At 67.3% G+C, this 25,175-nt stretch carries 26 protein-coding genes; 17 read left to right on the plus strand and 9 right to left on the minus strand.

What is annotated here, in order from left to right; genetic code table 11:
- Positions 1 to 19 precede the first annotated feature (19 nt).
- On the minus strand, positions 20 to 1,414 hold the full coding sequence (locus ON34_RS27690) for a TerD family protein (RefSeq protein ID WP_040784882.1): 1,395 nt from the start codon (positions 1,412 to 1,414) through the stop codon (positions 20 to 22).
- Positions 1,415 to 1,595: 181 nt separating this feature from the next.
- Between ON34_RS27690 and ON34_RS27695 the strand changes: the two genes are divergently transcribed.
- From ON34_RS27695 to ON34_RS27715, 5 genes are all read left to right on the plus strand, one after another.
- The gene (locus ON34_RS27695) at positions 1,596 to 2,219 is read left to right on the plus strand and encodes an AIM24 family protein (protein WP_040785024.1); all 624 of its coding nucleotides are present in this window, start codon (positions 1,596 to 1,598) and stop codon (positions 2,217 to 2,219) included.
- An 8-nt stretch (positions 2,220 to 2,227) separates the two neighbouring features.
- Positions 2,228 to 2,926, plus strand: a complete 699-nt coding sequence (locus tag ON34_RS27700) for an AIM24 family protein (protein ID WP_040784884.1) — start codon at positions 2,228 to 2,230, stop codon at positions 2,924 to 2,926.
- A gap of 2 nt (positions 2,927 to 2,928) precedes the next feature.
- Complete coding sequence (locus tag ON34_RS27705) at positions 2,929 to 3,693, plus strand: AIM24 family protein (RefSeq protein WP_040784886.1); 765 nt, start codon at positions 2,929 to 2,931, stop codon at positions 3,691 to 3,693.
- An 82-nt stretch (positions 3,694 to 3,775) separates the two neighbouring features.
- A complete protein-coding gene (locus tag ON34_RS27710; protein ID WP_040784888.1) occupies positions 3,776 to 5,275 on the plus strand; it encodes a hypothetical protein in 1,500 nt (499 codons plus the stop codon).
- A 205-nt stretch (positions 5,276 to 5,480) separates the two neighbouring features.
- A complete protein-coding gene (locus tag ON34_RS27715; RefSeq protein WP_040784890.1) occupies positions 5,481 to 6,326 on the plus strand; it encodes a hypothetical protein in 846 nt (281 codons plus the stop codon).
- Positions 6,327 to 6,342: 16 nt separating this feature from the next.
- Here ON34_RS27715 and ON34_RS27720 read toward each other — a convergent pair whose 3' ends face one another.
- Entirely contained in the window at positions 6,343 to 7,140 is a 798-nt protein-coding gene (locus ON34_RS27720; protein WP_040784891.1) for an MBL fold metallo-hydrolase, read from the minus strand.
- 47 nt (positions 7,141 to 7,187) lie between these two features.
- On the opposite strand from ON34_RS27720, the gene ON34_RS27725 reads away from it, so the two are divergent.
- A complete protein-coding gene (locus ON34_RS27725; protein ID WP_040784892.1) occupies positions 7,188 to 7,574 on the plus strand; it encodes a MerR family transcriptional regulator in 387 nt (128 codons plus the stop codon).
- A 58-nt stretch (positions 7,575 to 7,632) separates the two neighbouring features.
- On the opposite strand, the gene ON34_RS27730 is transcribed toward ON34_RS27725, so the two are convergent.
- The 5 genes from ON34_RS27730 to ON34_RS27750 all read right to left on the minus strand — a co-directional run bounded on the left by ON34_RS27730 (position 7,633) and on the right by ON34_RS27750 (position 13,528).
- A complete protein-coding gene (locus ON34_RS27730; protein ID WP_051023198.1) occupies positions 7,633 to 8,424 on the minus strand; it encodes an HAD family hydrolase in 792 nt (263 codons plus the stop codon).
- A 62-nt stretch (positions 8,425 to 8,486) separates the two neighbouring features.
- Complete coding sequence (locus ON34_RS27735) at positions 8,487 to 9,599, minus strand: cysteine protease StiP family protein (RefSeq protein ID WP_085997155.1); 1,113 nt, start codon at positions 9,597 to 9,599, stop codon at positions 8,487 to 8,489.
- A gap of 20 nt (positions 9,600 to 9,619) precedes the next feature.
- Positions 9,620 to 11,089, minus strand: coding sequence for a phosphoribosyltransferase domain-containing protein (locus ON34_RS27740; protein ID WP_051023200.1), 1,470 nt, complete (start codon positions 11,087 to 11,089; stop codon positions 9,620 to 9,622).
- Complete coding sequence (locus ON34_RS27745; protein WP_083889831.1) at positions 11,086 to 12,300, minus strand: HpcH/HpaI aldolase/citrate lyase family protein; 1,215 nt, start codon at positions 12,298 to 12,300, stop codon at positions 11,086 to 11,088. The genes ON34_RS27740 and ON34_RS27745 overlap by 4 nt, the downstream gene beginning before the upstream one ends.
- Positions 12,301 to 12,313: 13 nt before the next feature.
- A complete protein-coding gene (locus ON34_RS27750) occupies positions 12,314 to 13,528 on the minus strand; it encodes a hypothetical protein (RefSeq protein WP_040784894.1) in 1,215 nt (404 codons plus the stop codon).
- A 145-nt stretch (positions 13,529 to 13,673) separates the two neighbouring features.
- On the opposite strand from ON34_RS27750, the gene ON34_RS27755 reads away from it, so the two are divergent.
- From ON34_RS27755 to ON34_RS27765, 3 genes are all read left to right on the plus strand, one after another.
- The gene (locus ON34_RS27755; protein WP_040784896.1) at positions 13,674 to 14,249 is read left to right on the plus strand and encodes a TerD family protein; all 576 of its coding nucleotides are present in this window, start codon (positions 13,674 to 13,676) and stop codon (positions 14,247 to 14,249) included.
- Positions 14,250 to 14,411: 162 nt separating this feature from the next.
- Entirely contained in the window at positions 14,412 to 15,512 is a 1,101-nt protein-coding gene (locus tag ON34_RS27760) for a DUF475 domain-containing protein (protein ID WP_040784897.1), read from the plus strand.
- Positions 15,513 to 15,606: 94 nt separating this feature from the next.
- Positions 15,607 to 16,230 carry a TerD family protein gene (locus ON34_RS27765; RefSeq protein ID WP_040784899.1) on the plus strand — a complete coding sequence of 208 codons (624 nt, stop codon included), beginning with the start codon at positions 15,607 to 15,609 and terminating at the stop codon, positions 16,228 to 16,230.
- Positions 16,231 to 16,232: 2 nt separating this feature from the next.
- Here the strand turns inward: ON34_RS27765 and ON34_RS27770 are convergent, their stop codons facing one another.
- A complete protein-coding gene (locus tag ON34_RS27770) occupies positions 16,233 to 17,624 on the minus strand; it encodes a glycosyltransferase family 87 protein (RefSeq protein ID WP_051023240.1) in 1,392 nt (463 codons plus the stop codon).
- Positions 17,625 to 17,793: 169 nt separating this feature from the next.
- Here ON34_RS27770 and rpsF point away from each other — a divergent pair, with 169 nt between their 5' ends.
- From rpsF to dnaB, 5 genes are all read left to right on the plus strand, one after another.
- The gene (gene rpsF, locus ON34_RS27775; RefSeq protein WP_039803204.1) at positions 17,794 to 18,081 is read left to right on the plus strand and encodes a 30S ribosomal protein S6; all 288 of its coding nucleotides are present in this window, start codon (positions 17,794 to 17,796) and stop codon (positions 18,079 to 18,081) included.
- Positions 18,082 to 18,170: 89 nt separating this feature from the next.
- Positions 18,171 to 18,701, plus strand: coding sequence for a single-stranded DNA-binding protein (locus tag ON34_RS27780; protein ID WP_040784902.1), 531 nt, complete (start codon positions 18,171 to 18,173; stop codon positions 18,699 to 18,701).
- 57 nt (positions 18,702 to 18,758) lie between these two features.
- Positions 18,759 to 19,010 (plus strand): 30S ribosomal protein S18, encoded by a 252-nt coding sequence (rpsR, locus tag ON34_RS27785; protein ID WP_040784904.1) that lies wholly within the window; start codon positions 18,759 to 18,761, stop codon positions 19,008 to 19,010.
- Between the two features lie 17 nt (positions 19,011 to 19,027).
- Positions 19,028 to 19,480, plus strand: coding sequence for a 50S ribosomal protein L9 (rplI, locus tag ON34_RS27790; RefSeq protein WP_040784906.1), 453 nt, complete (start codon positions 19,028 to 19,030; stop codon positions 19,478 to 19,480).
- A 615-nt stretch (positions 19,481 to 20,095) separates the two neighbouring features.
- Entirely contained in the window at positions 20,096 to 21,478 is a 1,383-nt protein-coding gene (gene dnaB, locus ON34_RS27795; protein WP_083889832.1) for a replicative DNA helicase, read from the plus strand.
- Between the two features lie 37 nt (positions 21,479 to 21,515).
- On the opposite strand, the gene ON34_RS27800 is transcribed toward dnaB, so the two are convergent.
- Positions 21,516 to 22,751, minus strand: coding sequence for a phthiocerol/phthiodiolone dimycocerosyl transferase family protein (locus ON34_RS27800; protein ID WP_051023203.1), 1,236 nt, complete (start codon positions 22,749 to 22,751; stop codon positions 21,516 to 21,518).
- Positions 22,752 to 22,985: 234 nt separating this feature from the next.
- Between ON34_RS27800 and ON34_RS27805 the strand changes: the two genes are divergently transcribed.
- From ON34_RS27805 to ON34_RS27815, 3 genes are all read left to right on the plus strand, one after another.
- On the plus strand, positions 22,986 to 23,903 hold the full coding sequence (locus ON34_RS27805) for a DMT family transporter (protein ID WP_051023205.1): 918 nt from the start codon (positions 22,986 to 22,988) through the stop codon (positions 23,901 to 23,903).
- 77 nt (positions 23,904 to 23,980) lie between these two features.
- Positions 23,981 to 24,418, plus strand: coding sequence for a nuclear transport factor 2 family protein (locus ON34_RS27810; RefSeq protein WP_040784911.1), 438 nt, complete (start codon positions 23,981 to 23,983; stop codon positions 24,416 to 24,418).
- A 13-nt stretch (positions 24,419 to 24,431) separates the two neighbouring features.
- Complete coding sequence (locus ON34_RS27815) at positions 24,432 to 25,097, plus strand: class I SAM-dependent DNA methyltransferase (RefSeq protein ID WP_040784912.1); 666 nt, start codon at positions 24,432 to 24,434, stop codon at positions 25,095 to 25,097.
- Positions 25,098 to 25,175 lie beyond the last annotated feature (78 nt).

The raw sequence follows: 25,175 nt of genomic DNA on the forward strand, positions 1-25,175 counted from the left end.
CCTGCTGTTCGCCCGCCGATCAACCGTTGACGAGGAACCGGCCGAGCTGCGGCACCGCCTCACCCGGATGCTTGGCCTGGAAGCCCTCGCCGAGCGCCTGCAACTTCCAATCGGCGCCGACCCGGTACAGCTTGGACATCGCCATCGCGGTGAACGGCATGCCGCCCGCCAGGGTGTACCTGGCCAATTCGCCGTTGTTGGTGCCGTCGACCAAGCGGCAGAACGCATTCTGCACCTGCTCGAACGTGTGGCCCTTGTAGGAGGTCACGATGAACAGCAGCGTGGTCACGTGCGGCGGGACGCGGGTCAGGTCGACCAGGATCATCTCGTCGTCGCCTTCGCCCTCGCCGGTGAGGTTGTCGCCCTGGTGGCGGATCGAGCCGTCCTTGGAGGTCAGCTGGCCGTAGTAGGCGACGTCCACCGGGTTCATGTCGGCGAACATGATGACCGACGCGTCCAGGTCGATGTCGACCGTGCGGTTGCCGAACATGCCACGGCTGCGCACCGGATCCCAGCCGAGACCCATCTTGACGAAGGTCAGCGCGGCGCCTTCCTTGCGCAGCGTGACCCGCTGCCCCTTGACCAGGCTGACCGGCCGGTCCTTGGTCAAGCTCACCTCGCCCGCCGGTTGCTGCGGCTGCTGCGGCGGCGCGGGCTGAGCAGGCGGCGGGTAACCCGGACCGGGAGGCGGCGGCGGGTACCCCGGGCCGGGTGGGGGGTAACCCGGACCGCCCTGCGGCGGGTAGCCGGGGCCGGGCGGCGGCGGATACGAACCGGACGGCGCGTACTGCGGCGCCTGCTGCTGTGTCGGATATGCCGGGGTGGTCGGCGGCGGGTAGTTGGCGGGCTGCTGCGGAGGTGGCGGCGGGGCCTGCGCGGGCTGCGGAGCCTGCGCGGGCTGGGCGGGCGCGTCGTCGACGGTGACACCGTGGTCGGTGACCAGCGCGGCGAACCCACCGGCGTAACCCTGCCCCACCGCGCGCACCTTCCACGCGCCCTGGCGCCGGTAGAGCTCGAGCGCGATCACGATCGACTCGGTGTTCAGGCCGTCGATCTGATACTCGTACAAGCGATTACCCGTCCCATCCGACACGATCGCGGTCGGCGGAGCGAACTGTCCGAAGTTGCTGTTCGCGTCGTCCAGCGTGATCACCGCACGGATCTGGTCGATGTCGGCGGGCACCGCGTTCAACGACACCGCCAGCGACGCCGGCTGTCCGGCGGGGGCGGGCTGCAAATTCACGCCGGGGCCGGTCGGCTGGTTGAAGAAGACGAAGTCGGCGTCGGAACGGACCTTGCCCCGCTCGGTCACCAGTAGTGCCGACAGATCCGCCGGCGCCGTGAGCTGGATGGAAATCACCACGTCATTGGTGGCCAGCGGACCGTTCTGGCCCTTGGCGAGTGTTGCGGACAAGTTCGACCCTTCGCTTGTCGGTGCGTACGCCTGACACTCTACGAGAAACGCGCTCGGCACCGCTCGTACTGAACGGCCGCGCTACCCCGACACGCGTTGGCACATCGGTTAGGGTGACGGCACGCAGATGGAATACGGCAACTACACCGTGTTCCCGATCCAGACAGCAGGCAAACACTCCATGGCGCAACTGTTCGAGCAATCGAAGAAGGTGATCGAGGCACACCTCGCCGGAACCAGCCTGCGGGCGATTTCCGGCTCGATGATCGCCTACGAAGGAAATGTGCAGTTCAAGTCGGCCGGTTTCGGTGGGGGCGACGGCGTGCTCGCCGGGCTCAAGCGGCGGGCGACCGGCGAGAAGCTCTCGCTGATGGAGTGCTCCGGCAACGGCCGGGTTTTCTTCGCGGTCAACGGCCAGCATGTCACCGTGGTCGACGTGAACAACGAGACGCTGCAAGTGGAGTCGCAACAACTGCTCGCCTTCGCCGGAAACCTGCGCACCGACGTGCGTTTCGCCGGTGTGCGCGGCGCGTCCACCGGTCAGGGCCTGTTCACCACCACCGTCTCCGGACAGGGGCAGGTCGCATTGCTCTCGGCGGGCGGGCCGCTCATTCACCTCGAGGTATCGCCGCAGTATCCGCTGGTGGTGGACCCTGACGCGTTCGTCGCCGCGCGCGGCAACCTCAACCAGTCGTTCGTCACCGACGTGTCCTGGCGCAGTTTCGTCGGCCAGGACGCCGGCGAAGCGTTCTCGCTGCGCTGGGATGGGCATGGCGTGGTGTCGATCCAGCCCGCGGAACGGTAGGGGCAGCGATGTTCGAGAAAGTCAACGGCAAGGTCGTCAAGGTCGACGTCGGAATGGCGGGCGGCGTGGTCGCCCGCAACGGCGCGATGCTGTTCTACACCGGCGACGTTTCCTTTGCGCCGCATGCCATTCCGGGTGGTCAGGGGATGGGCGGCATGGGTGGCGTCATGGGGCTGGCCGGACGCATGATGGCGGGCGAGCACGAGCGCACCATGCTGGCGCAGGGCACCGGCGAGGTGCATTACGGGTTCGCGGGCCTGGAAGTGCAGGTGGTGCACATGCAGCCGGGCGCGACACTGCGCGTCGAGGCTTCGCGACTGCTGGCCAACACCGCCGGGTTGCAGAGTTCGGTGGTGTCGGTGATGAGTTCGAGCGGCGGAGGCGGTGGCGGCGGCCTGATGGGCGCGCTGCGCGGCGCCGCGTCGGGTGCGTTGACCGGTCAAGGCATGTTCACCACCCAGTTGTCCGGGCACGGCGCTGCGGTGTTGCTCGCGCACGGCGGATTCCTGGAACTGCAAGTGGGCGGTCCGCATCCGATCGTGGTCGACCCGCAGGCGTTCGTCGCCGCCTACGGCAACGTGCAGACCGAGCTGAAGACGGCGCTGAGCTGGCGGGACGCGGTCGGCCGCGGTTCCGGCGAGGCGATGCAGTTGCACTGCGTCGGGCAGGGCGTCGTCTATGTGCAGGCCTCCGAAGAGAAGTTGTGAGCATGTCCCAGATCCTCAATCCCATGAATCTCGGTGAGAGCGACAACATCCCGGGAAACAACTACGCCTACTGCATCGACCTGAACAAGCCGTGGTTCATGCGCAAGGGCGCGATGATCGCCTACTACGGCGACATGCGGTTCCAGATGCTCACGCACGGTCTGCACGGCGGTCTGCTGCACATGGTGTCGCAGCAGTTCTCCGCGCCGCTGTTCACCGGCGACTATGTCGTCGCGGAGGGGCACGGCAAGCTGATCATCGGCGACCGCGGCTACGACATCAATTCCTATGACCTGGAGGACAACGGCAACCTGACCATCCGGGCGGCGAACCTGCTGGCGTTCGAGCCGGGTCTGTCGCTGAACCAGTCCATCGTGCCGGGGTTCCTCACCCTCATCGGCACCGGCAAGTTCCTCGCCTCGTCCAACGGACCGGTCATATTCGCCGAGCCGCCGCTGCGGGTGGATCCTGAATCGCTGGTGGGGTGGGCGGATTGCCCCTCGCCGAGTCACCACTACGACCAGCGGTGGGTCACCGACTTCCTGGCCGCGGGCGCGGCGGCCTTCGGCGTCAACTCCGGTGAGGAGCGCCAATTCGACTTCACGGGCGCGGGAACCGTGCTGATCCAGTCCAGCGAGAAGGTGCTCAGCGACTCGATGCTGGTGCGCACCATCGAAGGACAGCTCCAGAGCGGCATCACCGTCGGCGGCCTGCAACGGCTGCAAGGTGTGATCGCACAGCAGCTGGCGGGTCAGCAGCAGTACTGAGCATCGTGATCACTCGCACGGGGGATCCGCCCACGCTCGCGCGGGGGATTCGCGACGCTCGGAACGCGGCTACCGTTCACCCGTGTTTCACATTCTCTCCTCTCGGCTCCTGCGGGTAGCGCTGCCTGCGGCAGCCCTCGCCGCGGCCGCGATACCCGCCGCGGCGGTGCCGATTCCTTCGGTTCCCGCCGGACCCGATGTCCCACGATTTCTCGGCGCACCCGCGATCGGCGACCCGGTCACCGGCATCGCCCCGGTCCCGCAGCACCCGCACCTGGCGCCGAACGGCAACTCGGGCGTCCACAACGACGGCTGGATGAGCGATAGCTATACCCGCCCCGGACCGCTCGGCCGGACGCCGCGGACCGATTCGCTGCTGCTCGGCAGTGAGTGCGGCTCGCTGGCGTTCGATCGTGCCGGTCGCATCGTCACGACCTGCCTCGGCCTCACCCCTGGCCTCTATCTCATCGACCCCACGACGATGACCGTGCTGGGCAAACATCCGCTGCCCGGCAAGAGCCCGATCGATACGCTGCAACCCGGCGCGTTCGACAACTTCGTCGGCGGCGGGTACTTCTATCTCGACGACGCGGACCGCGCGGTAGTGGGCACCAGCACCGGACACCTTCAGGTCTTCGCGGAAACTCCTGCCGCCGACGGCTTTTCGCTGGTGCGCGACTACGACCTGACCGGCGTGCTGCGCCCGGGCGAGACGCTGAACTCCGCACTGCCGGACTCGAACGGGTTGATCTGGTTCGTGGCCAAGACGAACGGCGTCGTCGGCACACTCGACCCGGATACCGGTGCGGCGCAGGTCGTCCGGCTCGGCGCGGGCACGGAGAACCAGATCGAGAATTCGTTCGCGGTCGGAACGGCCGGAGATGTCTACATCGCCACCAACCGTCAGCTCCTGCGTTTCGACGCGGCTCCGGATGGCGCACCACAGATCACCTGGCAGATCTCCTACGCCAACAGCAACCAGCGCAAGCCGGGCCAGGTGGACGACGGAACCGGCACCACACCGACCATCCTCCCCGACGGCTATGTCGCCATTACCGACAATGCCGACCCGATGAACGTCGTCGTCTACCGCACGGCGCCCTCGGTCGCCGAACGGCAGGTCTGCGCGGTACCGGTCTTCGAACCCGGCCGCGGAGCCACGGAGAACTCTTTGATCGGTGCGGGCCGCTCACTCATCGTCGAGAACAACTATGGCTATGCGCATCCCGACGCGACCGCGTCCGGCAAGACCACCACGCCGGGTTTCGCTCGCGTCGACATCGATGCCGACGGCAGCGGCTGCCATCTGACCTGGACGAACTCGGTCGAAGCCGCGCCGACCGTGGTGCCGAAACTGTCGCTGGCCACGGGGCTGATCTACACCTACACGAAGGGCACCGAGCCGAGCGATCCCTGGTACTGGACCGCTCTCGACTACCGCACCGGTGCGACGGTGTGGAAACAGCTGTCCGGCACCGGCCCAGGATTCAACAACAATTACGCCGGGATCGCGATCGGACCCGATGGAGCGGCATACCTCGGCACGCTCGGCGGGTTGGTGTCGATGCGCGACGGCGGCTGAGCCCGGCAAGCATCCGCGTGGCTCGACGTACGGCGGAAGCGGCTGGACACGACGCCCTCCGGAACGGGTTGCCGAGTATCGCGCCACCGCGCACGGGTAGCCGTGTCGGAGCGAATACTGTACGGACAGCAAAGAATTCGCGTCCGTACGGTGAAATCGTCTCGATGCTCGCCGACCCAGGGCGTCGACGGCGGAGAATCGGTGGATGGCTGACTTGGCGCTCTCGCCGCAGCGTCGCACGGCGCTGACGAACCTGGTCCAAGACGAATCCACGTTCGCGACCGCGTATCCGCGCGTCGCGGACTACTGGTCCACCGCGGGCCGGTTGCCCGGCACCGGCGACGACATCGCCGACGCCACCTTCGACCTCCACCTGCTGCACTACATGACCGGCGGCGCGAGCACCAACCCGTACTGGGACATCGTCGCCGCCGCGGTCTCGCCGGGGCCGCCGGAGCGTGCCGCGCGCCGCGAGGTCAACGGTGGAAACCCGAAAGGCAGCGCTCGTCTCGCCTATGCCCAAATTCTGCTGCAAGCCGCCTACGCGTATGCCATTCCGTCTCCTGCGACGCTGCGGTGGGTCGCCGACGTCACGGAGGGCAGGCCGGTCGTGGAGGTCGGGTCGGGTCGCGGCTACTGGGCGCATCAGCTCACCCGGATCGGTGTGCCGACAACCGCTTTCGACTCGCATCCGCCCGACCTCGTGACCAATACGGCATTCCCCGCCGCCCCGGGACAGCTGGCGACGTGGCACCCCACCGCGACACCGCCCGCGTCGACGGCGGACCTGGCCGCCGCCCACGCCGACGACGTCCTGCTCCTGTGCTGGCCGCCCGGCTGGGAAGACCCCATGGCCTCGACCACACTCACCGCCTATCAGGAGGCGGGCGGCCGCACGCTCGTCTACATCGGCGAGCCACGAGGCGGACGCACCGCCGACACCGCGTTCTTCGACATCCTGGACGCCGACTGGACCCGGCTCGACCAGGACCCCGACTACGTCTCCTGGTGGAACCTCGCCGACACCGCCCAGTGCTGGCAGCGGCGATGACCGAACGCGCGGCCGGTCAGCTCGCGCGCTGGAATTCCCAGGGGTCGTGCGCGCTGATCAGCGTGACGTCGTCGGCGTGATCGCGGTGTAGTTCGCGCAGCCGCGCCTGGGTGCCCATCCGCAGGTCGTGGTGGACCTCGGAGGTGGTCTGCACGATGTCGAGCACCGGGTGCGGCTGCGGGGCCGGATCGAGCTCGCGGTGGTAGTAGTAGGCGTCGCCGCAGTGCAGCAGCCAGCGCTCACCGTCGCGGACGGCGACGCCGGTATGGCCCGCGGTGTGGCCGCCCAGCGGAATCAGCTGGAAGTCTTCCGGCAAGTCCTTCGGCTGAATCGCATGGAAGCCGAACCACTTTCCGGTGGCATCCGACGGGTAGGTCACCCACTGCGGGTCGTGCGCCCAGTGCGCGGGACGGTAGCGGAAACTCGGCGCTTCGGCGCGGGCGGCCTCCAGTTCAGCGGCCAGCACGTGGACCCGCGCGTGCGGAAAGTCGGGCAGCCCGCCGCAGTGATCCACGTCGAGGTGGGTCAGGATGATGTGCCGCACGTCGCCGGGGTCGTAGCCGAGACGCCGCACCTGCCGGATGGCGGTCTCGTCCTCGGACAGGACCGGCTGCGCCATCGCGACCCAGTCCGCGCCCAGGGTGCCCGCCGGGTCGCGGACATCGTCCAGCCCGAGGCCCGTCTCGATCAGGACCAGCCCGTCGGATTCGGTCTCGACCAGCAGGCAGTGGTTGACGGCGTGGGCGGGCGGGAGTCCGTCGTAGGTGGCCTCGATCTGCCGCACCGATCCGCAATTGAGGTGATGAACTGTCATGCGAGCTAGTCTGTGACTTGAAGCGCGGTTCAAGTCAAGGAGTCAGGATGACCGATCTGCTCGATATCGCCGAAGTAGCCGACCACACCGGCCTCGCCCCCTCCGCCCTGCGCTTCTACGAGAAACGCGGACTGATCGCCGCGACCGGCCGCAACGGCCTGCGCCGCGCCTACCACCCCGATATCCTCGGCCGCTTGGCCCTGATCACCTGCGCCCGCGGCGCCGGTTTCACCCTCGCCGAAATCGCCCGCTTCCTCCGCGCCTCCCCCACCGACGCCGAACTCCGCACCCGCATGGCCGAGAAGGCGAACCAACTCGACGAAGACATCGCCCGCCTCATCCGCATGCGCGACAGCCTCCGCCACGCCTCTACCTGCACCCACGACCCCCTGGTCGAATGCCCCGACTTCAAGTCGACCTTCGAACCGGCGTGATACTCCACCGGCCCGGTTCGCTCCTGTACTGCCGCGACCGCAGCAGGGGTGCGAACGCTTATGCGTCACAGTGGTCAGGGGCCGCTTTGATGAACCAGTTGATGATTTCCTCGCCCGCGAGGATGCCTTCGGCGCGGGTGACGGTGAGGTTGGGGTGGGTCCAGTTGAGTTGTTCCAGTTCGCCGTGGCGGGGGCGGATGGCGGAGTCGGCGGCGCGGAGCATTTCGGCGTCGAGGGCGCCGTCGCCCGCGGCCAGGGTCCTCGCGTCATCGGCGAGTTCGCCGCTTTCCCAGAGGCGTTTGCGGACTTCGTCGACCGCGCGGCTCTTGCAGACGGCGAGCGGCATGGTGTAGATCTTGCGGCCCTGCTGGGACGCCGACCAGCCACGGGGACGGCACCAGGCGTCCCATTCGGCGAGGAATTCTTCGGGCACGGCCTTCGGTTTCACCACCAGATAGCAGAACAGGTGGTCGGCCACCCGGAATTTGGTCACCCATGAATCATCGATGCGGGCGTGCAGTTCCCTGGTCACCTCCGACAGGGTGGCGCCGCCCGCGCGCACCTTGGCGTCGATGTCGATGCGCCAGCTCAGGTCGGGCACACCGTCGACCAGAATGTTCCCCCCATTGCTGGTGATCGCGTATCGCCACGGCGCCCCGGGTAGTCGGATGCGCCCGAACTGCTTGATGGTGCGGGTGGTGGTGGGAATGACGGCGGCGGGTTGGGTGAGGGACTGCATCCGCAGCGCCGCGGTTGTGGTCATGAACGACAGCGGAGCGCCTTCCAGATGCTCCACACAGACCGTGGCCACGTCGGCTGTGGTGCTGAAGGCGTTACGCGAGTAGATCATCGTCCGGTCCAGGTCGGTCGCGATCAGCGCACGTCTTCGCTGCGCTCTCCGAGATAGGTTCACTACTGCACGTCCTTGATCAGTCCCATACACGAATATGCCAGGTCGTCGACGACTTCCACGGGAACCCCGCGTGCGGCGGCGAGCAACCGGATATGCGCGTGCTCTGGCGCGTCCGCCTCGCGGACCAGCACCCGCCACGGGACGCGCCGCAACAGCACCCGGGTGGTCTCGCCGACGCCGGGCTTCACGAAGTTGACGCTGCCGATGCCGTACCGCTCCCTGACCTTCTCCACCGACGCCCAGCCGGTCCAGGTGGGCGTGCGGTCGCTCGCGCGGATCGCGGCCACCTCGGCCGCCACCCGATCGCGGACCGCGTCGAAGGCGCCGCTCACGGTGTCCAGCAGCCGTCCGGACACATCGTCACCGGCCAGCTCCCGGTAGAACTTGGCGCCGTGGAAATCGCCAGGGCCGATCAGCGTGTCGTTCAGCACGGTGCGCGAGATCAGACCGGACACCGTCGAATTCAGGCAGGCCGAGGCGATCAGGAAGTCGTCGCGGGTGCCGTAGGTGCGCACGCAGTGCCCCGGATCGGCCAGCACCGCCAGCTCGTCGTTGAACCGTGCACCCCCGGCCGCACGGTAGGCGTCCAGCGCCTCGGTCAGCTCGCGGGTGATCGCCCCCTTGCCGGTCCATCCGTCCACGAACACGACGGAGTCCGGGTCGTGGTGCTCGGCCAGGTAGTCCAGCGCCACCGCATCGATGCCGCGATCCCGCACGATGGACACCGCGTAGTGCGGCGCCGCGAGGGTCGGCCGCCGCGCACGCAGCCAGCGGCGCATCAGGATGCCGACCGGCGTGCCCGCCCGGGCCAGCGACACCAGCACGATATCCTCGCCGCGTTCGGCGACGACCAGTTCCGACACGGTCGCGACGGCGAGCGCCAGCCGCTCGGCGCTGGCCGTGAGCACTTCGTCGAACAGCGCCCGGTATCGCGCGTCCGGTTGGTATTCGATCGGCAGCGATTCCGCGTAATGCGCCCGCCCGGCTTGGATCTTCCGTTCCCGCTCGGCGACGTCGCGCTCCAGATCGACGTCGGACAGGTCCTTGAGCAACCAGGAAACCTCGTCCGCCGCGTAGGAGCCGAACTCCGGACCGTGCAGCGGAAAGGGCAACGCAGCCACCCTCGTGCTCGTCATAGCCGACTCGCCTTCGGTGACTCGGCGCGTTCCGCGTGGAGTAGCCGCGGGTCGGCTTCCCGCAGCACCGCGAGCAGCACGTCGGCGCCGGAAGCGGTCAGCACATCGATCAACCCGCCGTCGGCCCGCAGCTGTGCGGTGTCGGCGGGCGAGTCGACCACGACGACGAGCACCGGATCGGACGCGGGAGCGTCGCCTTCCGCGCCGCTGTCGACGCCGTCATCGGTGATCGTGACGTCCTCGCCGCGCCCCGAAGCCGCGCTCGCGACCAGTTCTCCGAGCCCGGCCATATCCGCCTCGAAAAGGTCCAGCGAATCACCGGGCCAGTGCGCGTTGTACAGGTAGCGCGGCGCGGTGTCTCCCGGTTCCGGCGCGACGAACCGGAACCCGCGTCGCAAGGGATATCCCGGTTCGTCCAGCACATACGCGGGCGATCGCGTGGTGGTTTGGAAGCGCGTGGGCCTACCGGCTTCGGCGAGCAGCGCCGCCAGCCGCAGCGGGAGATACATCAGCTCCTCGTGACCGAGCACGATCGCGGGCCGACCAGCGAAATCAGTGTCGAGCCGCGCGGTCAGCACCTCGGCCGCGGTCAGGAGCGCCTCTTCGAACGCTTCGGTTTCCGAGGCGAGTATCCCGTGCCTGCCGCCCTCCGGCACCGAAGCAGGCCAGGGCAGTTCCATCCGCCGGAACGAGCCGGGACGACCGGCGGTCGGGTTGAGCCGGGGCTCGGGGAGGGCGCCGACCGCGTCGACCAGTCCGTCCGGCAGCGTCGCGCGGCCGGTGGCGAGACAGACCGTGTCGATGCGCGCACCGAGTTCTGCCGCGGCCGCGTCGAATTCGGCGCGGTCGGCCCCGCCGCGCAGGTCGACCAGCGACGCCAGCACGTAGTGCGCCCGCGGCGAGAAGGCGTGCAGCGCGCGCACCGCGTCGATCGCCGTTGCTCCGGTGGAGATTTCGTCGTCGACCAGCACCAGCGGCAGGTCGTTGACGAAGATGTCGGCGGGCGCCGGTTGCAGCAGATGCGAGGTCGCGTGCGAATGTCCCTCCTCGAACCCGGCGAGCGTCCGCGCGTGCGGCACCTCGCGCCGGGTCGAGTGGAGATAGCAGCTCGCGCCGATCCGCGCCGCCACGCAGTGGCCGAGTCCGGTCGCGGTCTCGGCGAACCCGAGTACCACCGCTTCGCGCTCGCCGAGCACCTCGCGCACCAGATCACCCAGGCGGTCACCCGCCCCGAGCACCACCCGAGGATCGGTCGGGAGATGCTTGCCGAGCACGGTGGACACCAGCAGGTGCGCCCGGCGCGGATTGTTGTGGCGGACCCCCGGCTGGATCAGCGCGGTGATCGGCAGCCGGACCGAGCGGAGGCGGTCCGCGTCACGCTCGGCATCGTGATGCAGTTCGATACCGAGAAACCTTGTCGCCCAGGGTATTTCGTTGTGTCCGAACTCGATAGCCGTCTGGCTCATACGGTGACCAACGCCGTCAATAGATCCACGAACGACACTCCCTTGTTCGCGACGCCGAACACCCTGGCGCGCAACAGCGTCTGCCGCGCCCAACTGCGATGCGGCCGCATCTCGTTCATCTTGTTCCGGTAGCCCGAGGCGGCTACGCCACCGACATCGGCACGCAGAATGTCCAGCGCGTCCGAGTACTCCTCGTGCGTGACCACCGACAACGCGTGCACCGCGGCCACATGCGACGGATGGATCACCGTCTTGCCCTGAATGCCGTTGGCGCGGTCCAACGTGATCTCCCGCAGAAGTCCGTCCAGATCCCGGCTGACCAGGTACTGCCGGAACGGCACGGCATCGGACTCCTCGAACGGCGCGGTGCGCAGCAGCGGCCGGAACATCCGCTCGTGGTCGGCGAAGTACTCCCACACCGGCCCGGTGATCACGAAACCCGTTCCGTCCGCGCGCCCCAGATAGTTCACGATGTCGGCGATGACGTCGGCGACCACCCGCACGTCGTAGATGGTCAGGTCACGATCGCGCCGGATGCCGAAGGTCGAGCACATGTCCGTCGCGCCGACCCGCACCGCCAGCACCCGGTCCCGATGCGCGGCCAGCAGCGCCGCGATCTGCGTGAGCTCGTAGTCGCGGGTCTCCCGGTGCACCAGGCACGGCGACTCCAGCACCGGCATCCCGTACAGCGGCCGGTCCACCCGCTGGGCGGCCACGTTCAGTGCGTTGAGGTACTTCGGTCCGGAAACGCTGTCGAACTTCGGGAACACGAACCCGGTCAGCGTCCGCGCCCCAGGGCCGAGCTGCTCGACGATCTCGGTGATCGTGTCCGCGTCCCGCACCCGCACGAACAGCAGCGGGTTGGCGTCGTGGCTGGCCGCCAGCAGATCGAGCGCGGCGACGGTCTGCTGTTTGGCGTACTCCACCTCGTCGTCGGCGACCGCGTCCTCGAGATCGATCACCATCGAACAAACCCCGCGCTCGGCCCGCTTACTGATCGTCAGCGCGAGATCGGGCCTGGTCGCGGGCGCGTACAGCGTCGCACCGAGCCCGAACGCGAGTAATTCCCGGTCCGTGCGGTCGCTGGCGAACGGTTCGGGCTGCCGGTGAAAAAGACGCCTCGCCTCTGGGCCGTGCAACTGCCGGAAGTGGCGCAGCGGCATTCGCTTCCGCAGGGAAACCTCCTGCTGGACGGCGATGCCTGCGGTCATCGTTGCCCCATCCTCATTCTCGTCGTGGTCCTGCTTGTTTTCTCATTCGATCCACTATCCCGGCTATGAATTCGGTGACGGCATCCAATTCCGCCACATAGGCCAAGTAGTCGGGGTGACGCCCCGCCAGTGTGTCGCTGATTCGGTCGATCCGTGCCGCCTGCGCGTCGAGCGCCGATCCCCATTCGGCGACGAGCCCGCGGCTCACCGCGAGCATCTGCGCATCCCGCAGCCGGAATCGTACGGCCTTGGCGTGTTCTTGCGGGTCGGCCCGTATCGCGCGCAGCAAGGTGAGCCGCTTGGTGACGGCATCGATCTGCTGCTCGGCCTCGGCGAGGAACCCGCGCGCGGATGTGGTCAGTTCAAGTGCAAACTCCGGGTTGTTTTCCGCCGCTGCCGCACGCGCTCTGCCCAGAGCCGCGTCTGCGGCCTCGATGGCTCGCCGACTTTCCCGCTCATTGTCAGCCAGATCCGCCGAACTCGCAGCGTTGAACTCGCGCAGCAGCGCCGAGTACGCTGGCGCGACCCCTTCGGCCCTGGTCCGGACGGCGGCCAGGCGAGTGGTCACCGAGGTGATCGCGGTCCGCGCCGCGGCGGCCCGAGATGGCGCCTGCGCCAACGCTTCCGCCAACTCCTTGGTGGCGCTCTCCAGCCGGTTCGCGGCCTCGCGCAGGGAGCCGGGCGCGTCGGATCCGATGGCTTCCAGTGTGACCAGCGCCTCATCCACCGCGGCCGCGCGTTCCCGCACCGAGGGATAGTTCGTGAACTCGGATTCGGCGGCCCGCCCGCGCACGCCCGCCGCGGCGAGCTTCACCTGCCGCACCAGCCGCGGCACCGCGGCGAGCACGGCGACCGCCTCGTCGAGCCCGCGCCGGTTGCCGTGATAGAACTCGTCGACGGCACGGGCCGCGTCGGTCAACTGCCGCACCGCGGCATCGACCCGCTGCTGCCCCTGCGGTATCGGCGCGCCGCCGCGCTGCGCGCCGTCCAACTCCTCACTCAGCGCCAGGTAGATTTCGACCGCGCCATAGCACCTGTCGCGCACCGGTTCCCACCGTGCGCCCATCGCCCGCTCCGGGAAAATCCGCTCGGCGGCGTGCACCGCCGCGTCGGCCGCGCTCTGCCGCCGATCCATATCGAGAAACGCCGAGGCCAGCGCCGTGCGGGCATGCTCGATCCATTCGTCGTTCCCCGACGACCGGAACCAGCCACGCCTTCGGTCTGCCACGCCCCGATGGTAGGAGATCTTCCTGTTCGCCGAGGGTTACGCGGGTTCCTACGAAAGTTCGCCGAAACCTACTACTGTCGTATGGCGTCCCCGGCGATTCGGACATGCTGGGAACCAATGACGGACTATTGAAAGGGAATCCCGCATGGGTGTCAGTTTGTCCAAGGGCGGCAATGTCTCGCTGACCAAGGCGGCGCCTAACCTGACCGCTGTTTCGGTCGGCCTGGGGTGGGATGTGCGGACCACCACCGGCACCGACTTCGACCTCGACGCGAGCGCCATCGCGACCGGCGCGGACAAGAAGGTCGTGTCCGATCAGCACTTCGTCTTCTTCAACAACCTGCGTTCCCCCGAAGGCACCATCGAGCACGCGGGTGACAACCGCACCGGCGAGGGCGAGGGCGACGACGAGGTCATCAACGTCGACCTGGCGAACACCCCGCCCAGCATCGAGAGCATCTTCTTCCCGGTCTCCATCTACGACGCCGATTCCCGCTCCCAGTCGTTCGGCCAGGTCCGCAACGCCTACATTCGCGTCGTCGACCGCAGCAACGGCGAGGAACTCGCCCGCTACGACCTCACCGAGGACGCGTCGACCGAAACCGCCATGATCTTCGGCGAGCTGTACCGCAACGGCGCGGAGTGGAAGTTCCGGGCGATCGGCCAGGGCTACGCCTCCGGCCTGGCCGGCATCGCCCGCGACTACGGCGTTAACGTCTAAGGAATTCTTCGCTGTTCGCAGGGGGCCCGGCGACGGGCCCCCTGCTCATGCGACCCAGGCATGCCGGTGCGCCTAGGGAACAGCGTTGGACAACCGGCGATCCAGCGGCCACGCTGGTAGCAACCGTCGCCGACTCGTTTTCACTTCACGAAAGGTCCCAGCGTGGTCCTGCGCATATTCGGCATGTCCCTCGTCGTCACGGTGCTCTCGCTCGTGGTGGCGCTCGTGTACGGCGGCCCGACCGCCCTGGCACTCGCCGCGATCCTCGGCATCCTCGAGGTTTCGCTGTCGTTCGACAATGCCGTGATCAACGCCACCGTCCTCGAACGAATGAGCGCGTTCTGGCAAAGGATCTTCCTCACCATCGGCGTGCTGATCGCCGTCTTCGGCATGCGCCTGGTCTTCCCGCTGGCGATCGTCTGGATCACCGCGGGCCTGAACCCGGTCCAGGCGTTCGACCTGGCGCTCAACCCGCCACCGAACGACGCGCTGACCTTCCCGGACGGCAGCCCCAGCTACGAGAAGCTGCTCACCGACGCGCACCCGCAGATCGCGGCGTTCGGCGGCATGTTCCTGGCGCTGCTGTTCCTCAACTTCATCTTCGAGGAGCGCGAGATCACCTGGCTGGGCTGGCTGGAGCGGCCGCTGGCCAGAGCGGGCAAGCTCGACATGCTCTCGGTGGTGGTCGCCGGTATCGGCCTGATCCTGACCGCGGAGTTCATCGCGACCGAGCACGAGCGCGCCACCGTCCTGGCCGCCGGCCTGCTCGGCATGGTCACCTACATCGCGGTCGACGGGCTCGGTTCGATGTTCCACACCGAGGAGCTGGAGCACAGCGGTCCGTCCGAACTGGCCAAGGCCACCGGTAAAGCGGGCTTCTTCCTGTTCCTGTACCTGGAGGTGCTGGACGCGTCGTTCTCCTTCGACGGCGTGATCGGCGCGTTCGCCATCACCTCCGACCCGATCATCATCGCGCTGGGCCTCGGCCTGATCGGCGCCATGTTCGTCCGGTCGATCACGGTGTACCTGGTGCGCAAGGGCACCCTCTCGGAATACGTCTACCTGGAGCACGGCGCGCACTGGGCAATCGGCGCGCTGGCGGTGATCCTGCTCGTCTCGATCGGCGTGCACATCAACGAGATCGTCACCGGTCTGATCGGTGTCGCGTTCATCGGCGCGGCCTTCCTCAGCAGCATCATCCGCAACGGCCGCGAGGACGAGGAAGAACTCGACAGCGAACGGGAACCCACGCCGGTAGGCTGATTCCCGGCATGCAGCCGAAGACCCGTTGCGGCAGCGGCCCCATCCCCAGGGATGGCCGCTGCCGCTCTCGTTTGCACAGAGGGGGGAGCGCGCCATGGCGATCGAAGCCAACCCTGGCGGCGTCAACCTGTCCAAGGTGACCCTGTCGAAGGCGACACCGAGCATCAACCTGACCAAGCCGGGCGAACAGCAGGGCACCATGCGGGTGAACCTGAACTGGTCGAGCGGTCCCAGGGGATTCTTCCGGCGCTCCAAGCCGGTCGACCTGGACCTCGGCTGCCTCTACGAGCTGGCCAACGGCGCCAAAGGTGTCGTGCAGGCGATCGGGCACAACTTCGGCGCACTGGACGTCGAGCCCTACATCAAACTGGACGGCGACGATCGCAGCGGCTCGGCCTCCAGCGGCGAGAACCTGCACATCAACCTGGCCAGGCCCGAGCTGTTCCGGCGCATCCTGATCTTCGCCTTCATCTACGAGGGCGTGCCGAACTGGGCCGCCGCCGACGGCGTGGTGACGCTCTACCCCACGACAGGTCCGCAGATCGAGATGCGGCTCGACTCCCCCGTGGACGGTGCCCGCTCCTGTGCCATCGCCCTGCTGCAGAACCAGGGCACCGGGATCACCGTGCACCGGGAGGTGCACTACGTCAACGGCGCCCAGCGCGAGATCGACCAGGCCTACCACTGGGGGATGCAGTGGCACAACGCGCGCAAGTAGGACTAGGGCACCGGAACGAGATCACGCGGGTCGGACCGCGGCGTCGACCGCGACACTGATCGGTACCCGCGCGGCAGCGCCCACAGGAACACGAAGAACAACACCACCAGCAGGCTCGCGCGTCCCCACACCCCGAATTGGACGATGTTCTCCATCAGCTCGACCGAGGTGCCCGAACCCATCGAGTAGAAGTAACGGAACACCCCGATACCGATGGCCGCGTCGGCGAGGAGGTAGCCTCCGATCAGCCACCACGGCACCTCGAGCAGCACCAGGAACGGCACCAGCCACAAGGTGTACTGCGGCGAATGCACCTTGTGGAACAGCAGGAAGCCACACAGCATCGCACCGCTGACGCCGACCCACGGGAACACGCCGGTACTCAGGTACCGCTTCCAGCCGAGCCACATGGCCAGCGCGAACGCCACGAGCACCAGCGCGGGCGAGACGACCGAGACCAGCTCCTGGAACGCGGCCTCGCCGCGCGCGTCCGGACCGAACATCGGCCGAAGTCCCCAGTACCAGATCGAATTCGTGGTGATGTCGGCCTGACGGAGCTGCTGGAACGTGATCGATGCCCGCCAGCCCTCGTAACCCGTCAACGCGAACGGCAGGTTGACCGCGACGACGGTTCCGATGGCCGCGGCCGCGGTGAGCAGCGCACCGCGCACGTCCACACCGCGATCGCGCTCGTCGGCGTCGCGTTCCACGCCGCCGGTCAGCACATATGCCACCAGCGGCAGCACGAAGATCCCCGGGTACAGCTTGAGGCAGAACCCGAGCCCGAGTAACACGGCTGCCGCGATGCCCCTGGTGCGCACGGAAAAGCGGGTCAGCGTCGTCACCACGTAGACGGCCGCAACGGCCATGCACACAACGGGGAGTTCCCAGTTGTGGAAGGCATAGAGCACCAGCGGCGGACCGGCCGCCCACAGCAGAGCCGCACCCCCGGCCAATCGGGCCAACATCCACGCGGTGAGCAGCGCGAAGGGCGCGAGCAGCAGGGCGGAGTTGCGCAGGAACTCCGCGTCGTTGTCCGCGCCGACCGCACCGAGCCACATCAGTACGCCGCTGAGCACCGGATACTCCACTGCCCCGCCGACCAGCGCGCCGTCATCGGTGATGCCGCCGGACACGTAGGGAAAGACGTGCTCGTTGATATCCCTGCCGAGCCAGAGGAATTGGATATCCGAGTAGCAGACGTCCGAATCCTTGATGACGTCGAACACCGCGCTGCGACCGTCCCCGTTGAACGGGTCCCCCGCACAGCGCGCCTTGTTCGCATACGCCAAGGCGAGGGTGAGGCCGCACAGCAGCACGACCACCGCGGCCAGCGCCGCAGGGCGTCGCACACGGCCTGCGGGCAGGTCGCGGGCGGCGAGTCCGGTCGGCATGACCACCACCCTAAGCGGGCCCGCCCGACCATGCCGGTGTACCCCGAGGAACTGATCGATTTCGCTGCTCAACGGCCGCTCATGTAGCCTTGTCGGGTTGCTGACGCAACGACCCTCCTGCCACGGACCGTCCGTGGCCGTTTCCTAGTCCACAGGAGGTGATTGGTCCGTGCGTCATTACGAAGTGATGGTCATCCTCGATCCGAGCCTGGACGAGCGCACTGTTGGTCCGTCGCTGGACAACCTGCTCAGTGTCGTTCGCACCGAGGGCGGCAAGATCGACAAGGTCGACATCTGGGGCCGCCGCCGGCTCGCCTACGAGATCGCCAAGCACGCCGAGGGCATCTACGCCGTGGTCGACCTGACCGCCGAGCCCGCCACCGTGAGCGAACTCGACCGCCAGCTCGGTCTCAACGAGTCGGTGCTGCGCACCAAGGTTCTGCGCCACGACAAGTAGTCCGGCAACCCTCGTTTGCGTCAGAGCCTGTGCCTAGGCTCTAGCGCAACAGCGAGACGCGGACTGCACACCGAGCAGGAGGAACCACCATGGCAGGCGACACGGTCATCACCGTCATCGGAAATCTGACGGCCGACCCGGAGCTTCGATTCACACCGGCGGGACAGGCGGTGGCGAATTTCACCGTCGCGTCGACCCCCCGGGTATTCGACCGTAATTCGAACGAATGGAAAGACGGCGAAGCGCTGTTCCTGCGCTGCAATATCTGGCGCGAAGCCGCGGAGAATGTCGCCGAAAGCCTGACCAGAGGTTCCCGTGTCATCGTGAGCGGACGGCTCAAGCAGCGCTCCTACGAAACCCGCGAGGGCGAGAAGCGCACGGTCGTCGAGCTCGAGGTCGATGAGGTCGGTCCCTCGCTGCGCTACGCCACCGCGAAGGTCAACAAGACCAGCCGCGGCGGCGGTGGCGGCGGCTTCGGGTCCGGCGGCGGTGGCGGCTACGCCTCCTCCGGTGGTGGCGGTGGGCGTTCCGGCGGTGCCGAGGACGACCCTTGGGGCAGTGCGCCCGCGGCCGGCTCCTTCGGGAGCGGCGGCCGCATGGATGACGAACCGCCGTTCTGACAACGGCTACATCGGCCCGCCTTATTCGGGCCATCATTGATTACGGAGTACAAGACCATGCCTAAAGCGCCCGCGCGCGAAAAGGTGCTCAAGAAGAAGGCTTGCTCGTTCTGCAAGGAGAGCAAGTCCGGAACCGTCACGATCGATTACAAGGACACGGCGTTGCTGCGCAAGTACGTCAGCGACCGCGGCAAGATCCGCGCTCGCCGCGTCACCGGCAACTGTGTGCAGCACCAGCGCGATATCGCGGTTGCGGTCAAGAACTCGCGTGAGGTGGCTCTGCTGCCTTACGTGTCGACGGCTCGCTGAGAAAGGGAGGCACGCAAATGAAGTTGATTCTGACTGCTGATGTGGACAACCTCGGTGCCCCCGGCGACACCGTGGAGGTCAAGGACGGTTACGGCCGCAACTACCTGCTGCCGCGCGGCCTGGCGATCGTGGCCAGCCGTGGCGCGCAGAAGCAGGTCGAGGGCATTCGCCGGGCACAGGAAGCTCGCCGGGTCCGCGACCTGGACCACGCCAACGAGCTGAAGCAGGCCATCGAGGGCCTGGAGTCGGTCTCGCTGTCGGTGAAGACCGCGGGCACCGGCAAGCTGTTCGGGTCGGTGACCCAGTCGGACGTCGCGGCCGCGATCAAGGCTGCGGGTGGTCCCGTCGTCGACAAGCGCAGCATCGAACTGCCGAAGGCGCACATCAAGACGACCGGCAAGCACGGCGTCGTGGTGCACCTGCACCCGGACGTGGTGGCGAAGTTCGACCTGACGGTCACGGCCGCCTGATTCGGGCATCCGTCGAGGACCACTCCCGTGGCGACACGGGAGTGGTCCTGATTGCGCTGCGCTCGCTAAATAGCTAATTGTTTGCCGAATGGCCGGAGCGTCATTCGGGGCATTTGGGCTGCTCATCACCTTGCGATAGGACACCTGTTTTTCCAGCCTGTGGATTACCGGCCGAACCAACCGCCCGCGCTGTGATCCAGATCATATTCACCTCACGTGCTGTTAACCCAACACGCCCGGCTGTTCAACTTGGCCGACACGCCGTAACTTCATTAATCCACACGGTGGAAAATGCGGAAATCGCTGTCTATCTGCGTATTCGGCCGCACCCACCTGTGTTTTCCCCAAGTTGTACACAGGGGGTGCACACCGTTGGGTGAACTCTCCCCAAGTTATCCACAGCTGTGTGCACAGTCCGGTTTGGCGGGTGCGCGCCGGGTCGCCTAGGTTCGTCGCATCGCCGTGTGCGCATCCCCCGAACGGCGTGCACGGGCGGGTGCCGCAGCGGTAGCTGGACCCCTGGTCAGCGGCGGTGACGAACCTGTCGGTGCCCAGGGGTAGAACGAGTCGACAGGGTGGAACCCGGTCGTGGGGTAGAGAGGACGGTCGAGTCTGGTGACAGCCACCGATGACCGCGGGCACACGGGTTTCCCGCCCGAACCCCCCGGCGAAGACTTCGGCCGCCAACCGCCACACGATATGGCGGCCGAGCAGTCGGTGCTCGGCGGCATGCTGCTGAGCAAGGACGCCATCGCCGATGTGGTCGAGGTACTCCGCCCCGGCGATTTCTACCGTCCCGCCCACCAGGCCATCTACGACACGATCCTCGATCTCTACGGGCGTGGTGAACCCGCCGACCCGGTCACCGTCGCCGCAGGGCTGGACCGCCGCGGTGAACTGAAGCGCATCGGCGGTGCGCCGTATCTGGTCACGCTCACCCAGACCGTGCCGACGGCCGCCAACGCCGGCTACTACGCCGAAATCGTCGCGGAGAAAGCCATTCTGCGCCGCTTGGTCGAGGCGGGCACCCGCATCGTGCAGTACGGCTACGCCGGCGCCGACGGGCAGGATGTCGCCGAGGTCGTCGACCGCGCCCAAGCCGAGGTCTACGAGGTCACCGAACGCCGCACCAGCGAAGACTTCCTCCCGCTCGAGGAGTTGCTCCAGCCGACGATGGACGAGATCGACTCCATCGCCAGCCGCGGCGGCATCTCCCTCGGCGTCCCCACCGGCTTCACCGAACTCGACGAGATCACCAACGGCCTGCACCCAGGACAGATGATCATCGTCGCGGCCAGGCCCGGCGTGGGCAAATCAACTTTGGGAATGGATTTCATGCGCAGTTGCTCGATCAAGCATGGCTTGGCGAGCGTTATCTTCTCGTTGGAGATGAGCCGCACCGAGATCGTCATGCGGCTGTTGTCCGCCGAAGCGAAAATCAAACTCGGTGATATGCGGTCCGGGCGAATGAGTGACGACGACTGGACCAAACTGGCGCGGCGGATGAGTGAGATCAGCGAAGCGCCGCTGTTCGTGGATGATTCGCCGAATCTGACCATGATGGAGATTCGCGCGAAGGCACGGCGGCTCAAGCAGCGCCACGATCTCAAACTCGTTGTGGTCGACTACCTCCAGCTGATGACCTCTGGAAAAAAGGTAGAGTCGCGCCAGCAAGAAGTCTCGGATTTCTCTCGGAATTTGAAGCTGCTAGCAAAGGAACTGGAAGTTCCGGTAGTCGCGATCAGCCAGCTCAACCGCGGTCCCGAACAGCGAACCGATAAGCGCCCTATGGTCTCTGACCTGCGCGAAAGTGGCAGTCTGGAACAGGATGCCGACATGGTCATTCTTTTGCATCGCCCGGATGCTTTCGAACGGGATGACCCGCGTGGCGGTGAGGCCGACCTGATTCTCGGCAAGCATCGTAACGGGCCGACCGCAACGATTACCGTTGCACACCAACTGCATTTGTCTCGGTTCGTGGATATGGCTCGCGGCTGATCCGCTGTGGCGGCGGCTGGGCAGCGTGTGCCGACTGTCAGGCGAGTGCGGAGCGGAGGTACGTTTCCAGTACTTCGATGCGGTGGCGTTGGAGGTCGGTGAATTCCGGTGGATGGTGGATTTCTACGCTCAGGCGGCCTGCGAAGGTGCTGATGACGCAGGTGCCGCCGCCTGGTTGCTGGGGGCGGCGGCCGGTCAGGTCCGGTTTCGCGAGCATGGTGGAGTGGAAGTCGTCGATGCGCAGGGCGTCTTGGTGGGGCAGCTGGGGGATGGTGCCCCAGTTCGTCGCGATCACCACGCCGGGCAGCGCCGGTGGGGGTGCGGCGGCCATGTCGGGGATGTTCAAGGGCGTGCGTTGCACGATGCCCGCGGACAGGCCCGCGTGCAGGGCTTCGCTGATGCCACGAGCCAACTCGACCAGTGTCACGTCGGCTTCGGGGGACAGGTAGTTGGCGAAGCCGAGAACGTTCGTGCCCTCGGTGGCGCCGACTTCGGGGCTCATCCTGGTCCGTAGGTCGACGGAGTACAGGTAGAGCAGTCCGGTCAGGGGTAGTTCGCGAACCTCGGCCTCGGTCCGCAGCAATGCCGCCGACACCAGGCCGTGCACCGTGACGTTCTCGCGATGACCGAGTTCGACCAGCACCGCGGTCTCGTCTCGAGTGAGCTGGCAACGGGTCGTATGCAGTACCGGGTACTCGTCGTCGCGCGGCTGCGAAACCGGTGGCGGAGAAGTCGATTCGCCCGGGGGTGGCGCTCCTGGCAGCGTCATCTTCTCGATGCCCCGCGCCGCGAGCAGCTGCTCCACCGGCTCGGGAAACGCGTGCACGGGCAGGTCGAGCGGGCGCCCGGCGAGCGCGTCCCGGTACCCGGCCCACAGCGCGCCGACCACCGCGAAAGCGTGATAGGCGTCGGCGACGCTGTGGTGGATCATGAGCGTCACGCTGGCGGTATCGCCCGCGCGCACCACGCACAAAGCACAAAGGCCGAGGCGCTGATCGAATTTCGCGCCTGCGAGCGGATTGTCGGGGTCCGCGTCGGCGACGAAGACCTCCGGGGTGGCATCCGAGACAGCGAACACATGCCCGCCCCCTTCGGCCACCTCGATGCGGGCGCGCAGGATCGGATGCGCGCGGGCGACGGCCTCGAAGGCGGCTGTCAAAGCCGTCAGGTCCAATGGGCCCGATACCCGTGCCGAATACCCGATGAAGACCTCGCCCGCGGCGAACATCTCTTCGCTCGGGGCCAGCCTGCGGATCACGTCGACCACGATCATGCATTCCCTTCGCTCCCGGCGAGACTAGCTCGAATCCGGTTGCCTCGCCGCTCATTCGGGAAAATCGGACGAAGTGGACAGTCCGACCAGCGAGAAACCGGCCTTGTCACAGTCGAGAACTGGATCTGTCGGATGATCGGATCATCTGTTTAAGCTTCGAGTGGTCGAAAGCGAGCGGAGCATGTCACGAACCGACCCGATCCTGATTCCTCGGCGCCGATCGGCGGTCGCGCGATGACGCGACGCGGGTGGGCGTTGTTCCTGGCGATGGGCGTGATCTGGGGTGTGCCCTACGCGATGATCCGGATCGCGGTGGAGGATCTCGACCCGATCGTGGTCGCGTTCGGGCGCACGCTGATCGGCGGCCTGCTGCTGTTGCCGATCGCGCTGTACCGCGACGCGTTGACTCCAGCGCTGCGGCGATGGCGGCCGCTGCTGCTCTACACCCTGGTGGAGATCACCGGCCCGTGGTTCCTGATCGGGTACGCGGAGACCACGCTGAACAGTTCGACCGTCGGTTTGCTGATCGCCGCGGTTCCGCTGATCGCCGTGGTGATCGTGACCAAGCTCGGCCACGACCGGTTCGACGCGCGCCGGGTGACCGGCCTGCTCGTCGGATTCGCCGGTGTAGCAGCACTCGTCGGCCTGGATATCGACCTGGCGAATCCGGCGGCTATCGGCGCGATCGGCCTGACGACCATCGGATACGCGGTCGGCCCGATCATCATCAACCGCGCGCTCGCCGACCTGCCTCCGCTGGGTGTGGTCACCGGCTCGCTGGTGCTGGCCGCGGCGATCTACGCCCCGCTGGCGGGCTGGCGGTGGCCGTCGCGTATCACGGCCGATTCGGCGTGGTCTGTGCTCGGCCTGGCGGTGATCTGCACGGCCGCGGCGTTCCTGTTCTTCTTCGCGCTGATCTCCGAAGTCGGTCCCGCGCGCGCCACGGTGATCACCTACATCAACCCGGCGGTGGCGATCCTGCTCGGCGTCACGGCGCTCGGCGAGCCGCTGACCGCGGGCATGGCGATCGGCTTCCCGCTGGTCATCCTCGGCTCGATTCTCGGCACCGCGCGCAGCCGCGCCCAGCCGGCTCCCGAGGATCCGCCCGTAGCCACCATTCCCGAGGCGGCTGCCCCATTACCCGAGAGGTAATCGCTCCGCGGCGGGAACCGACCGAGAATGAGAACGCGTCGCACGGTCCCGCGGCGCCGCTTCGAAAGGACCCGTCGTTGTCAGTCACGGAACCGACCACCCGTGCGGTGGTCGAAGAGCTGTTGCGCCGAATCGGTTCCGGTGATCCGGAGTCGGTCGCCGAGCTGTACGCCGAGCACGCGGATTGGCGGCTGAATTGGCCGCAGGCCGAACACGGCCGGGCGGCGACACCCTGGATCCGGCACCGGTCGACCCGTGCCGACGCGGCAGCGCATTTCCGCTCGATCGCCGAACACCATGTGCCCGAGGAGGCCGCGACCAGCGTGGACCGTGTGCTCGTCGACGGTGCCGATGCCGTGGTGCTCGGGGAGATCCGCCAGACCGCTCGCCCCACCGGCCGCGCGTACAGCGCTCGCTTCGCGCTGCATCTCACGGTGCGGGACGGTCTGATCACGCGTCACCACGTCTACGAGGACAGTCTGGCCGTAGCTCATGCCTTCGATCCGATCGCCTAATACGCTGCTGGGAATGCCCGACTCGACCGCAGACTTCGCTGGCGAATTCGCCGATGTGACCGCTACACGCAACGCCTACGACGACGTTGCCGACCTCTACGCCGACCTGTTCCGACACCAGCTCGATGCCCAGCCGCTGGACCGGGCGATGCTCGCCGTGTTCGCGGAGTTGGTGGCGGACAACGGTTCCGGGCCGGTCGCGGATCTCGGCTGCGGCCCCGGGCGGATCACCGGGCATCTGGCGGCCCTCGGCGCGCGGGTGTTCGGCATCGACCTCTCGCCGCGAATGGTCGCGATCGCGCGGGCGGAATTTCCACACCTGTCGTTCGACCAAGGTTCCTTGGAGCAGCTACCGATCGGCGACGGAGAGCTCGGCGGCATCGTCGCCTGGTATTCCATGATCCACCTCCCGCCCGATCGCGTGCCGCAGGTGTTGGGCGAGTTTTCTCGGGTACTCGCGGACAAAGGCCACCTGTTGCTGGCGTTCCAGACAGCCGATGTGTCCGATGCGGTACAAGCCTTCGACCACAAGGTGACTCGCGCCTATCGGTGGGCGCCGAAACAGCTCGCGCGTCTGCTCACCGATGCCGGGTTCACCATGATCGCCCGCATGGTCCGTGAGCCGGAGCCAGACGAACGGTTCGGGCAGGCATGCCTGCTGGCCACGAAGGTTCGGTGATTCACCGAACACGACCCCTCCGCTGCGGGTAAGTTGATCGTGTCGCGGCGGTTTTCATGGGCTGCGCGGGCCCGCCGA

The organism is Nocardia pneumoniae NBRC 100136 (genome assembly GCF_000308755.1).
Taxonomy (GTDB): domain Bacteria; phylum Actinomycetota; class Actinomycetes; order Mycobacteriales; family Mycobacteriaceae; genus Nocardia; species Nocardia pneumoniae.